Annotated in this window: 13 protein-coding genes; 10 read left to right on the top strand and 3 right to left on the bottom strand. The window is 56.1% G+C overall.

Annotated elements, in window-relative coordinates; all coding sequences use genetic code 11:
• Position 1: 1 nt before the first annotated feature.
• The 6 genes from FIU92_RS21150 (at position 2) to FIU92_RS21125 (ending at position 4,077) form a co-directional block, all read left to right on the top strand.
• Positions 2–964, top strand: coding sequence for a YVTN family beta-propeller repeat protein (locus FIU92_RS21150; RefSeq protein WP_152460706.1), 963 nt, complete (start codon positions 2–4; stop codon positions 962–964).
• Positions 965–986: 22 nt separating this feature from the next.
• The gene (locus FIU92_RS21145) at positions 987–1,439 is read left to right on the top strand and encodes a hypothetical protein (protein ID WP_152460705.1); all 453 of its coding nucleotides are present in this window, start codon (positions 987–989) and stop codon (positions 1,437–1,439) included.
• Positions 1,436–2,155 (top strand): ABC transporter ATP-binding protein, encoded by a 720-nt coding sequence (locus FIU92_RS21140; RefSeq protein WP_152460704.1) that lies wholly within the window; start codon positions 1,436–1,438, stop codon positions 2,153–2,155. Before FIU92_RS21145 ends, FIU92_RS21140 begins: the two co-directional genes overlap by 4 nt.
• On the top strand, positions 2,152–2,943 hold the full coding sequence (locus FIU92_RS21135; protein WP_152460703.1) for an ABC transporter permease: 792 nt from the start codon (positions 2,152–2,154) through the stop codon (positions 2,941–2,943). The genes FIU92_RS21140 and FIU92_RS21135 overlap by 4 nt, the downstream gene beginning before the upstream one ends.
• 74 nt (positions 2,944–3,017) lie before the next feature.
• On the top strand, positions 3,018–3,557 hold the full coding sequence (locus FIU92_RS21130; protein ID WP_152460702.1) for a sel1 repeat family protein: 540 nt from the start codon (positions 3,018–3,020) through the stop codon (positions 3,555–3,557).
• Positions 3,558–3,681: 124 nt separating this feature from the next.
• On the top strand, positions 3,682–4,077 hold the full coding sequence (locus FIU92_RS21125; protein WP_152460701.1) for a cytochrome c family protein: 396 nt from the start codon (positions 3,682–3,684) through the stop codon (positions 4,075–4,077).
• On the opposite strand, the gene FIU92_RS21120 is transcribed toward FIU92_RS21125, so the two are convergent.
• Positions 4,078–4,647, bottom strand: coding sequence for a hypothetical protein (locus FIU92_RS21120; RefSeq protein ID WP_172978557.1), 570 nt, complete (start codon positions 4,645–4,647; stop codon positions 4,078–4,080).
• Between the two features lie 161 nt (positions 4,648–4,808).
• Between FIU92_RS21120 and FIU92_RS21115 the strand changes: the two genes are divergently transcribed.
• From FIU92_RS21115 to FIU92_RS21100, 4 genes are all read left to right on the top strand, one after another.
• Positions 4,809–6,575 carry a PQQ-dependent methanol/ethanol family dehydrogenase gene (locus tag FIU92_RS21115; protein WP_152460699.1) on the top strand — a complete coding sequence of 589 codons (1,767 nt, stop codon included), beginning with the start codon at positions 4,809–4,811 and terminating at the stop codon, positions 6,573–6,575.
• A gap of 142 nt (positions 6,576–6,717) precedes the next feature.
• Complete coding sequence (locus FIU92_RS21110) at positions 6,718–7,395, top strand: response regulator transcription factor (protein WP_152460698.1); 678 nt, start codon at positions 6,718–6,720, stop codon at positions 7,393–7,395.
• 52 nt (positions 7,396–7,447) lie between these two features.
• Positions 7,448–8,617, top strand: a complete 1,170-nt coding sequence (locus tag FIU92_RS21105; RefSeq protein WP_152460697.1) for an FIST N-terminal domain-containing protein — start codon at positions 7,448–7,450, stop codon at positions 8,615–8,617.
• 81 nt (positions 8,618–8,698) lie between these two features.
• Entirely contained in the window at positions 8,699–10,828 is a 2,130-nt protein-coding gene (locus FIU92_RS21100) for a PAS-domain containing protein (protein ID WP_371419773.1), read from the top strand.
• A 33-nt stretch (positions 10,829–10,861) separates the two neighbouring features.
• Here the strand turns inward: FIU92_RS21100 and FIU92_RS21095 are convergent, their stop codons facing one another.
• The gene (locus tag FIU92_RS21095) at positions 10,862–11,251 is read right to left on the bottom strand and encodes a DUF779 domain-containing protein (protein ID WP_152460695.1); all 390 of its coding nucleotides are present in this window, start codon (positions 11,249–11,251) and stop codon (positions 10,862–10,864) included.
• 71 nt (positions 11,252–11,322) lie between these two features.
• A complete protein-coding gene (gene adh / locus FIU92_RS21090; RefSeq protein WP_370644470.1) occupies positions 11,323–12,837 on the bottom strand; it encodes an aldehyde dehydrogenase in 1,515 nt (504 codons plus the stop codon).
• Positions 12,838–12,914: the final 77 nt, after the last annotated feature.

The following is a 12,914-nucleotide window of genomic DNA, read 5'->3' as shown; positions in this document are numbered from 1 at the left end:
GATGAGACTAGCAGCACTTCTGGCAGCGACCGCGCTTTGCGCTCCTGCCACTGCCGATGAGATCTGGATCAGCAATGAAAAGGACGACACGCTCAGTGTGATCGACATCGAAACGCTTGAGGTGATCCGCACGATCGAGACCGGAGAACGCCCGCGCGGGATCACGTTCTCCAAGGACTACTCCGTTCTCTATATCTGCGCGTCCGACAGTGACTCGGTGCAGGTGATGGACCCCGAAACGGGCGAGATTCTGCACGACCTACCCTCGGGCGAGGACCCTGAGCAGTTCGTACTGCACCCCAATGACAAGCATCTTTATATCGCCAATGAGGATGACGCGATTACTACAGTGGTAGACACGGAATCGCGCACGGTGATTGCCCAGATCGACGTGGGAATCGAGCCGGAAGGCATGGCCGTCTCACCAGATGGCAAGATTGCCATCACGACGTCCGAGACCACCAACATGGCTCATTGGATCGATACGGAAACGCAAGAGCTGTTTGCCAATACGCTCGTCGACTCCCGACCACGTCACGCCGAGTTCCTGAAGGACGGCACGGAGCTTTGGGTGAGTTCCGAGATTGGGGGCACGATCACCGTGTTTGACGTCGAAACCCAGACCGAGAAGGCCAAGATCGAGTTTGAGGTCGAAGGGGTCCACCCCGACCGGGTACAGCCCGTGGGGTTTGAGTTGTCGAACGGGGACGAGACCGCATTTGTCGCGTTGGGGCCGTCGAACCATGTCGCCGCCGTCAACGCCGAAACCTACGAGGTTGAGGATTACATCCTCGTGGGTCGCCGCGTCTGGCACATGGATTTCAACGCCGACAAGTCGCTGTTGTTCACCACCAACGGCGTCTCCGGCGATGTGACTGTGATTGATGTGGCCAAGCGCGAACCGATCAAGACGATCAAGGTTGGGCGTTTCCCTTGGGGCGCGGCCTTCCGTCCGACCAACTGACAATATTGAGGAGACTTAAGTGATGAAGCGACTGATATGCGTGGCCGCGATGATGGTTATGGCCTTGCCAACTGCAGCTTTGGCTGACGATGATGATGATGACGACGGCTTTGGTCTTGCGGGTCTGCTGTCAGCCAAGAACAAGGAAGATCTGCCGCCAATCACCCTTTCTGCCGGCGTACCTCTGGCCGAGGCGCCGTGGGAGCTGAAATCCGGCACCTATTATGAGTTCGAAATTCAAGGCGACGGCAGTCAGGAACTGGCTTTGGTCGGGCCCGAGTTCTTCCGCGCGATCTGGGTGGATGAGATCGTGGTCGAAGGGTTGGAAATCCGGCCTCTGGGCGTCGATTCCGTTGAATTCGACGAGGCGGGAGAGATGGAAATAGGCTTTGTCGCAATCAAGCCGGGCAGCTACTATCTGAAAGTGCCGGGCAGCACCGGCGAAACGCAGCGGCTGGAGATTACCATTAAGTGACAGGGCTTTCGGTCCGCAATGTCAGCTACGCCTATGGCGACAAACGCGCCCTTGATGACGTGAGCTTTCATGTCCCGCAGGGCGCGTTTTGCGCGTTGCTGGGGCCCAATGGCGCGGGGAAATCAACGCTGTTTTCCCTTCTGACCCGCCTGTTCACCACCGCGCAGGGGGTGATAGAGGTGGCGGGGTTCGATATCTCGAAACAGCCCCGTCAGGCCTTGGCGCAGATCGGGGTGGTGTTTCAGCAGCCGACGCTGGATCTGGACCTCACGGTTCATCGCAACCTCAGCTATTTCGCTGCCTTGCATGGCCTGTCAGGTCGTGCTGCCGAGACCCGTATCACCGCCGCGCTGGAACGTCTGGATATGGCCGAACGCGCAAGCGAACGCACACGCGATCTGAATGGCGGCCATCGCAGACGGCTGGAGATCGCGCGTTGCCTGATCCACGCGCCTTCGGTACTGTTGCTGGACGAACCGACAGTGGGGCTGGATGCCGCCGCGCGCAGTGCCATCACCCAACATGTGCATGATCTGTCGGCACAGGATGGTTTGACCGTGTTGTGGGCGACCCATCTGACCGATGAGATCACCCCCGACGATCAGCTTGCCATCCTGCATCGGGGCAAGATGCTGACACAAGGCACCTGCCGCGACATCACCGGCGACCAACCTCTGCAAAAGGTGTTTTTGTCGATGACCGGAGCCGCCACATGACCGGTGCGCTGATCGCCCTGTGCGCGATCCTGATCCGCGAGGCGCTGCGTTTTGTGCGTCAACGAAGCCGGTTCATCGCCGCTTTGGTACGCCCGTTGGTCTGGCTGGTTGTCTTTGCTGCCGGGTTCCGCGCAGCATTGGGCCTGTCGATCACGCCGCCCTATCAGACCTATATCACCTATGAGATCTACATCGTGCCGGGCCTGTGCGGCATGATTATGCTATTCAATGGGATGCAAAGCTCTCTCAGCCTTGTCTATGACCGTGAGATGGGGTCGATGCGGTTGCTGCTGACCAGCCCTCTGCCGCGGTGGTGGTTGTTGTTCTGCCGCCTGCTGGCCAGCACCACGATCTCGATCCTGCAGGTCTATACGTTTCTGGCGGTTGCCGCGATCTGCGGGATTGATATGCCTTGGTACGGATATCTGTGCGTCTTTCCCGCGCTGATCATTGCCGGACTGATGCTCGGCGCTCTGGGTTTGGCTTTGTCCTCGGCCATCAAACAGCTTGAGAATTTTGCGGGGGTGATGAATTTTGTCATCTTCCCGATGTTCTTTCTGTCCTCGGCGCTTTACCCGCTTTGGAAGATGGCCGAAAGCTCGGCCCTGTTGCGCGATATCTGCGCGCTTAACCCCTTTACCCACGCAGTCGAGCTGATCCGCTTTGCGCTCTATGGTCAGTTCAATGGCGCGGCCCTGGGCTGGACCATCCTGGCCGGTCTGGCGTTTTTGGGCCTTGCGCTGTGGGGCTATGATCCGGCCCGCGGGATCAAACGCCCCGGACGCTAAGCTGTCTACGACCATAGCAGAGGTGAAATCCCCCCCCGATGCGCTAGTATGCCTTTCAAACGGAGGGTTCTTTCATGATCCGTATCGCATTTGCACTACTGTTTCTGGGCACAGCCGCCTCGGCCCAGACGGTCGAGGATGAGTTCGGCACGCTCAACCCGCAGGACACGGGATTTGGCCGCGTCATGAGCAATATTGACAATGGCGTCACCGATATGACGACCTGCGCAACCGGCTACTACATCACCAAATCCGGCCGGCACGAGATGGCGCGCAAGCTGTTCGAAAGCTGCGCCAATGCCGGGTATACCGGCGCGATGACATGGATGGGGCAGTTGGACAATAACGGGCTGGGCGGAGACTACGATCCCGATGCCGCCGCCGCCTGGGACAAACGCGCCGCTGATCTGGGCGATCCGGTGGGCAAGTTCAACTATGGTCTGAACCTGCTGCGCGGTCACGGGGTGGCGCAAGACCCCGAGCTAGGCCGCGCCTATGTGGATGAAGCCGCAAGCGACGGCTTGAAGATCGCCAAACGTCTGCAAGAGTCTGGCTATGATCCCAACGAGGTCACGCCGGACGCAGATGAGTGGAAGTACGCGCCCTTGTTCTGAAAAAACCTGATTTTCTGCGTTTTCTACGACCAAAGGATGAGGCCGCGCGCCTGATTTCTTGATATGCGTCAAGCTTGGGGCCCAGGGTGCGGGCCTATACTCCGACAAACGTTCGGAGGATCAAATGAAACACATCATCTTGTCCCTTGGCCTTGCTGCCTGCGCAGCTTCAGCCGCACCTGCATATGCCCAATCCACCTTTGACCGCGTCAAGGTCGAGGCGGGGGAAACCCTGTTTGTCTCGGAATGCCGCCGCTGCCATGCGCCGGGCGCGACCGATCCCAGCTATGGCCCTCAGCTGGACGGTGTCGTCGGGCGCAGGGCGGGCACGGTCGACGGCTATGAGTATTCTGAGGCTCTGGCCGGATCAGGCATCGTCTGGACACCCGCCGCTTTGCGCGCATGGATGGAAGACAATGACGGATTCATGCCCGGCACAAAGATGCGCCATGTCGGGATCGAGGACCGGACGGTGCAGGACTTCATTCTGGCCTATCTGAGCAGCATCTCAGACCAGTGATTAGTCGATCACGACCTTCGGTAGCCAGTGACTGTCGGGATCGGCCACGTGGATGTCTTCCTCGGATACGGGCCGGAGATCTCCGTCTTCAGGTGGGGCCGATAGGATGCCCATATCCATTTCGTGCAGCTGTCCGACCAGGCGGTCACCGTCGCGTTGCAGGCGGTAGTAGACTCCGTTCCACATATCAATGCCGTATTCGGTGGCGCCCTTGTGGATAAACAGCAGGTCGTATTCCATATCGGTCAGATTGTCGTCCGAGACCTCGCGCCGCAGAGCATAAGGGTAGGGGACATGGCACCAGTGTTTGTCCGCCCCTTCAAGACAGCGAAACGGGCGCATGGACAGGAAATGGTCTGCGAAGGGGCCCGCGCTCAGGTCGATCTGATAGGCTACGGCGTCGCTCTTGGGATCGAAAGTCACGTGTCCGATCAATAACTTGTTGCCTTCTCCGTCGACCAGAGAAATGGCTTTCTGCCCCGACAGAGGATCGGCCAGCGCGGGCTGCGCGCAGATCAAAACCGCAGGGATAAACCAAGTGAAAAGCCTCCGCATCATAGCCTCGCGCATCAAATAAGATGGCCCAACCTAGTTGAAATCTGCCGTTTGCGCCCTACGACCAATGTGCAATTCCAACACCGGTGCCTGCCTGCGAATAATACTCTCGCCAACAATCCCGACGCGTCGGAGATTCGGCGTGGAGGAAAGACATAAGTCTAGGGAGGATACCGATGAAACGGTTTATCATGGCCGCCGCTGCGAGCATTGTCGCGACCAGCGCGGCCTATGCAGAAGTTACCGAAGACGATCTGGCCAATGACCAAACGATCACAACTCAGGTTGTGACCAATGGTATGGGGCGGCATTTGCAGCGCTACAGCCCGCTGGATATGCTGAACAAGGACAACGTCAAGAACCTGCTTCCGGCCTGGGCCTTCAGTCTTGGCGGAGAGAAGCAGCGCGGACAGGAAACTCAGCCGCTGATCTATGACGGGATGATGTATATCACCGGGTCGTATTCACGCCTCTATGCGATTGATCTGGAGACCGGCAAAGAGGTCTGGCAATACGATGCCCGCCTGCCCGAAGGCATTCTGCCCTGCTGTGACGTGGTCAACCGGGGCGCTGCCATCTATGGCGACAAGGTCATTTTCGGTACGCTGGACGCGCGGATCGTGGCGCTGAACAAGGACACGGGCGATGTGGTCTGGCGCGACAAGATTGCCGACTACAAAGCGGGCTATTCCTATACGGCTGCCCCGCTGATCGTCGACGGTCTGGTCATCACCGGCAACTCGGGCGGTGAGTTCGGCATCGTCGGCGCGGTTCAAGCGCGGGACGTCAATACCGGCGATCTGGTCTGGGAACGCCCCGTTATCGAAGGTCACATGGGCACGCTGAATGGCGAAGAAAGCACCATGACAGGTGAGCTGAACGCGACCTGGCCCGGTGACATGTGGAAAACCGGCGGCGGCGCGACCTGGTTGGGCGGCTCTTACGATGCTGACACCGACACGCTGGTCTTTGGCGCAGGCAACCCGGCCCCCTGGAACAGCTGGCTACGCGATGCCGGCACCCCGACCGAGGGCAACAAGGGCGACAACCTCTATGCCGCCAGCCGTATCGGAATCGACCCCAAAACCGGCGAGATCAAGTGGCATTTCCAGACTACCCCGCGTGAAGGCTGGGACTATGACGGTGTGAACGAAGTGGTCGCTTATACCGACCGCGAAGGTAACCAGCGCTTCGCCACTGCCGACCGGAACGGGTACTTCTATGTTCTGAACCGTGAGGATGGTGGGTTCGTCTCGGCGACACCTTTCGTCAAGGACATTACATGGGCCGACGGAATTGATGAAACCGGCCGTCCGATCTTTGTCGAAAACAACCGTCCCGGTGATCCGGCCGCTGCGGCTGATGGCAACAAGGGTGAGGTCATCTTTGCCTCGCCGTCCTTCCTGGGCGGCAAGAACTGGATGCCGATGGCCTTCTCGCAGAACACCGGTAATTTCTACGTGCCTTCGAACGAATGGGGCATGGACATTTGGAATGAGCCGATCACCTACAAGAAAGGCGCGGCCTATCTGGGCGCGGGCTTTACCATCAAGCCGAACTACGAGGATCACATCGGTTCGCTCAAGGCGATTGACCCCGATACCGGCGAGTGGAAGTGGGAATACAAGAACGACGCGCCGCTGTGGTCAGGTGTGATGACGACGGCTGGCGGGCTGGTGTTCTTTGGCACCCCCGAAGGCGAGTTCATCGCGCTGGATGACGAAACCGGCGAAAAGCTGTGGTCGTTCCAGACCGGCTCGGGCATCGTGGGTCAGCCTGTGACCTGGGAACAGGATGGCGAACAGTATGTCTCGATCATATCCGGCTGGGGCGGTGCGGTTCCGCTGTGGGGCGGTGAAGTGGCCAAGAAGGTCAACTACCTCAACCAGGGAGGCACGTTGTGGACTTTCCGCCTGCCCAAGGAACTGGCCTCGGCGAACTGAGCCGAGCCCTGACCCCCAAAAAGATCGCGCGCCCGCCAGTCGGGCGCGCGTTTTTGTGATCTACGACCTTCGGCCAATAGGCGTTTGACGCCGGGGTTGTTAGCCTTGGAACAAAGAGAGTTACATTGCAAAGGCGCCTCTTATGCTTGCAGAACCCGCCAGACAAAATGATTTTGAGAATGTTCTGATTGTCGACGATCATCCGTTGTTCTGCGATGCGTTGTCGATGACGCTGCAAAGCGTCGCTGAGATTGGGGAAATTCATACCGCAAACTGTCTGGAACGGGCCATGGAGCTTTTGTCAGGTGGGTTGAAGCCAGACGCTGTTATGTTGGATCTCAACTTGCCGGATGTAGATGGGCTTGACGGTCTGGTTCGACTAAGGGCCGCGGCCAATGCCCCGGTCATTGTGGTTTCGTCACTCGCCGACAATCGCGTAGTGAGTCAGGTGATACAAGCGGGTGCTGCAGGGTACGTTCCGAAACACAGCCAGCGCGAGGTTTTTCGAACTGCGTTCGAGACAGTTCATTCCGGAGATGTATTCTTACCCGAAGGATGCGTTCTCGTCGAAGACGAAGAAGCCGACGAACAGAGTGACGCCATCAACAGGCTAGCGACGTTGACAAATCAGCAGGCGCGAATCCTTCAGCTGATTTGTGAAGGCAAGCTGAATAAGCAAATTGCTTATGACCTGTCGATCGCTGAAACTACGGTTAAGGCACATGTCACTGCTATCATGCGAAAGTTAGGGGTTCAAAGCCGAACGCAAGCTGTTCTGATTGCAAAGAAAGCGTCTTTTGCCAGCGTCTTGCAAGAATAAGGCAAGGTGTCTTACTGTCGTTAAAGTCGTCGCGCTTTAGGGAGGAGGCACGATGGAGTACGCAGTCGGATTGGCGACAGCCCAATCCGGTTCATCCGGTATAGTTAGAACGGCTTTTGCAAGTTGTGACGCCACGGAACCGGTCGGTGTCCTGGCAGATGCGTTTGGCGATGACCCGATGGCTTTGGTCATATTGTTTGTCAGCCCAAGTGCTGATGCCGAGACAATTATTGCCGAGGCTGCAGAACGATTCTCACCCACTCAGGTGGTCGGTTGCACGACAGCGGGAGAGTTGGGCGAATACGGTTACGGCGAAGATCAGATCGTAGCAATGGGTTTACCGCGTTCGCATTTCCAAGCGAGAACTGTTCCTGTATCGAACTTGGATGACTTTGATGCCGAGGGAATCATCAACGAAATGATCCGAAACCGAAACGCCATGATGCGCGACTGTTCGGATTGGGAACACGAATTCACCTTCCTCATGATTGACGGGCTGTCCACCAAGGAAGACAAGCTGACGGCAGAACTGGCTGTGGGGTTGGGTCCAGTGCCTCTGTTTGGAGGGTCAGCCGGCGACGGGACTGATTTTGGCCATACATATGTTTTGCACGACGGGCGCGCGCTGGAAAACGCAGCCATTCTGGTGCAGGTGCGAACGCGGTGCCCGATCAAAGTGTTCAAAACGGACCACTTGATACCGGCAGCCCGTCGTATGGTTGTTACCAAGGCTGATCCGGCCAAACGTGTCGTTCAGGAAATCAACGCTGAACCAGCAGCGCGGGAATACGCTCGGATTCTGGGTAAAGACCCTGAACAATTGACCACTTTTACCTTTGCTGCGCATCCTGTTGTGGTGCAGATTGGCGGTCAGCATCATGTCCGCGCCATCCAACGCGTCGCTGGCAATGGTGATCTGGTTTTCTTCTCGGCAATTGACGAAGGTCTGGTTCTAACTTTGGCCGAGCCGCGCGATATGGTGGAACATCTTCAAGAAGAAATTGCTGCTTTGAACGAAAAGCAGCAGCCTGACACGATCTTGGCCTGTGATTGCATTCTGCGTCGTCTTGAGGCGCAGGAAAAACAGAAGACACACGACATATCGCGCATTCTGTCGGATAACCGTGTTTTCGGGTTCTCGACCTATGGAGAGCAATACAACTCGATCCACGTCAATCAAACCCTGACCGGTGTTGCGATATACCCGCCCAAGGATGACTAGGGCATGATTGAATACCTTACCGACCCTGCGGACCCGATAGAACGGCAGAATGAAAAACTGCTGAAGATCATCGAGGCGCTGATGATGCGGGTTGAGAAGTCAACGGATGCTTCGGGTGCTGCGTACGCCCAGTTTCAGCGCGCGGCCATGCTTGAGCAGGAGGTGCGTGCCAGAACCAACGATCTGGAGCGTGCGCTTGAACTTCTGAATGACTCAAATTCCAGACTGGCGCAGGCCAATCAGGAAACGGAAGCTGCCCGAGCTGATCTGGCAAATGCAATTGAGACAGTTCAAGAAGGTTTTGCACTGTTCAATCGGGACGAAAAACTGGTCCTTTGCAACAGCCGTTTCGGGCTGCATATGCCTGATATCAAGGAACGTCTCAGTCCTGGATTGCGGTTTGTCGAATATGTCGAACTGGTCAGCCAGTCCAGGTACCTGTCGCTGCCGAAGGCGTTGACTTCGCAAGACTGGGTTAAGCGCCGTGTCGCGCGCCACGCGGACGATCATGTTGTGTTCAACGTACGCCTGAGTGGGAACCGCTGGATTCAGGTTTCCGAACATCGGACACCGGATGGGGGTACAGTGATCTTGCAGACGGATGTCTCAGACATTATGCGGATCGAACGAGAGGAAAGAGATCGAATTCTTGACGACAAAGCCAGCCTGATCCGCGCGACACTGGAACATATTGAGCAAGGTGTTTGTATTTTCGACAGTAAGCATCGCCTTATTGGCTGGAACAACCGGGCCTCTGAGTTGTTGGCGATCCCGGTGTCGCAATTTCAGATGGGAACACAGTTCAAGACCCTGACAAACCGACTGAGCGCCGATGTCACTTTCAAAGACGGATTTACCCAGCATGATTTGCTCTATTGGGTGAACACCCAGACGGAACGCGAACCTCTGCAATTTGAAATGGACCGGGGCCGGTTCAAAATGTTGTTGGTCTTTGCGCAGGAAATGCCGGACAAAGGTTTTGTGATTTCGTTTACGGATGTCACTGCCGAAAGGAAATCGGCGCAAGCCCTGATAGACGCAAAGAACTTGTTGGAAAATCGTGTTAAGGCCCGGACGGTAGAATTGGCAGAAGCATTAAGCGAGGCTGAGCGCGCGAATGCTTCAAAGTCCAGATTTGTAGCTGCAGCCAGCCACGATCTTTTGCAACCCCTCTCGGCGGCAAAACTATATGTCGCATCCCTTCGAAATGGGTTGGGTGAAACTGATACCCATGAAGTCGCAATTAAGGCAGAAAGCGCTCTGAACAGCGTCGAACACATCCTTGAAGCACTGTTGGACATCTCGAAACTGGATTCAGGCAAAGCGGCAGTGCATCTTTCGGCGGTGCCCGTTGGTGAAGTGTTTAAACAGATGGAAGATGCCTTTCGGCCTGTTGCGAAGGCGAAAGGGTTGGACTTGCGGGTCGTTCCGACCACAGCATTGGTAAAAAGCGACGCCAGTTATCTCAGGCGCATTCTTCAGAACTTACTGTCCAACGCGATCCGGTACACCGAAACAGGTAAGGTTTTGGTTGGGGTCAGAAGGCGAAAGGATGCTATTTCCATCGAAGTGCTGGACTCTGGAGTAGGGATCCCAGCTGACCAGCGCGAGATCGTATTCCAAGAGTTTCAACGCCTGCATTCCGATGCCAGCGCGGCGCAGGGCATGGGCCTTGGTTTGGCCATTGTCGAACGCGCTTGCGAATTACTGAACCACCCGATCCACCTTAGGTCCAAACTGGGAAAAGGTACGGCGTTCTCAGTTGAGGTGCCGACCGTGCAGGGACAAGATTACTCAAGAGACTCATCCGCAGAGATACAGGAGCAAAGAGCTGGTCAGTTGACTAACACAATTGTCCTGCTGATCGAAAATGACAAGGATCTCAGAAATGCATTGGCCATCACGATGGAGTCTTGGGACGTTGATGTTATTGAAGCAGCGAGCGAAATTCAAGCCGTCGACCTGTTACGTGAAATCGAGATTTCGCCCGATGCGATGGTTGTAGACTTTCAGTTGGATGATGGAAAGACCGGAACAGAAGCGGTCTGGAATATAAAGGCCGAGTTCGGCAGCATGCCCGCGTTGATCATTTCTGCAAACAGATCACTGGAAACGGCCGAAGAATGTAAGTCGAACGGCCTGACTCTGATCCACAAACCGATCAACGATAAAGAGCTTAAACACCAATTGAGCAGTCTGTTGTCGCGTTGACCCGGCTTCACAACCCGTTCGAAGGTGGAGCATCTAGACCTGAGGTAAAAGCCGGGATCGAATGAGGAATCGCCTCTCGGTACCATTATCGAGGCTAAACATGCCGCCGCGCCCCGGCACCACATCAAGGATAATCTGCGTATGTTTCCAGACCTCGTATTGTGCGCCTGAGATATAGAATTCTGCCCCGCCAATATCGCCAAGCTTTACATCTGATTTTCCTAGCGGGAATTCACCTTTGGGATAACACATCGGGGAGGAGCCATCGCAGCATCCGCCGGATTGATGAAACATGACCTCACCATTGCGCACCTGAATCTCTTTCAGCAGTTCAAGCGCGCCCTCCGTCGCGACAACCCGCGCATTCGGATCGGTACCGGCAATTGGTTCGTCATCCGAGACACATGTAATCTTGGGGTCCATTGCTTACCTCCAAAGAAGGATGGGCGGGGCCATGCTCGCCCCGCCAATAAGTCTACAAATTCAGGATCACCTTAGAAGAAGCCGAGTTTGTTCGGGCTATAGCTGACCAGCATGTTTTTGGTCTGCTGATAATGATCCAGCATCATTTTATGGGTCTCGCGTCCAATCCCCGACTGCTTGTACCCACCAAATGCGGCATGGGCAGGATAGGCGTGATAGCAATTTGTCCAGACACGTCCGGCTTTGATTGCGCGGCCAAAGCGGTAACACTTGTTGGCATCGCGCGACCAAACACCTGCACCCAGCCCGTACAGCGTATCATTCGCGATCTCTAGCGCTTCGTCCTCATCCTTGAATGTTGTCACCGACACCACGGGGCCAAAGATTTCTTCTTGGAAGACGCGCATCTTGTTGTTGCCTTTCAGGATTGTTGGCTCGATGTAATACCCGTTCGCCATATCTCCCGGCATCTGGCGTTCGCTGCCGCCAGTCAGCACTTCAGCACCTTCTTGCCGACCAATATCAAGATAGGAAAGAATCTTCTCTTTCTGCTCGGAAGAGGCTTGCGCCCCCATCATGGTTCCACCTTCACGCGGGTCGCCGCAATCGATGGCCTTGGTCCGTTCGATGGCCCGTTCGATAAAGCGCTCATAGATGTCCTCGTGAATCAAGGCGCGGCTTGGGCATGTGCAGACCTCGCCCTGATTCAGCGCGAACATCACGAAACCTTCGATGGCCTTGTCAAAAAACGCATCGTCCTCGTTCAGAACATCCTTGTGGAAAATGTTCGGAGACTTACCACCCAATTCCAGTGTCACTGGTATGATGTTCTCGGTCGCGTATTGCATGATCAGTCGACCGGTTGTGGTCTCTCCGGTAAAGGCGATCTTGGCGATGCGGTTGGATGTGGCCAACGGTTTGCCTGCCTCAAGACCAAAACCGTTGACCACATTCAACACTCCTGCAGGCAGAATATCCGCAATCAACTCGCAGAAAACCATGATGGTTGCAGGTGTCTGCTCGGCCGGTTTCAGAACCACGCAATTTCCTGCTGCGATGGCAGGTGCTAGTTTCCAGGCCGCCATCAGCAGCGGGAAATTCCAAGGGATGATCTGCCCGACGACGCCCAGTGGTTCGTGAAAGTGATAGGCAACCGTGTCTTGGTCAATTTCGCCCATCGTGCCTTCCTGAGCACGGATCGCGCTTGCGAAATACCGGAAATGATCAATCGCAAGCGGCAGGTCCGCGGCCCGTGTTTCCCGAATGGCTTTCCCGTTGTCCCATGTTTCGCAGATGGCCAGAAGCTCTAGGTTGTCTTCCAGTTTCTGCGCAATTCGCATCAGTGTATTGGCGCGCTCGGTCACGCTGGTCGCACCCCAACCATCGGCAGCTCTATGAGCAGCGTCCAGCGCTGCCTCAATATCCGAAGCACCAGAGCGCGCAATCTGGCCAATTGAGCCCCCTGTGATTGGGCTGATATTGTCAAAGTACTGACCTGAATCCGGCGCTCGAAAGTCTCCGCCAATGAAATTGTCATAGCGGGTTGCGAAAGGCGAAGCGTTTGTGGTCGCTTGCAGATTGGTCATCTCATTCATGGCATTCCTCCTTGGGTTCCGGATCGGACCATGCTCTGGCTTGTGGCTTGCGCAAAAGGCGCACGGAA

Origin of the sequence: Ruegeria sp. THAF33, assembly GCF_009363615.1 — a bacterium.
Classification (GTDB): domain Bacteria; phylum Pseudomonadota; class Alphaproteobacteria; order Rhodobacterales; family Rhodobacteraceae; genus Ruegeria.
This window is presented reverse-complemented; position numbering and strand designations above follow the sequence as displayed.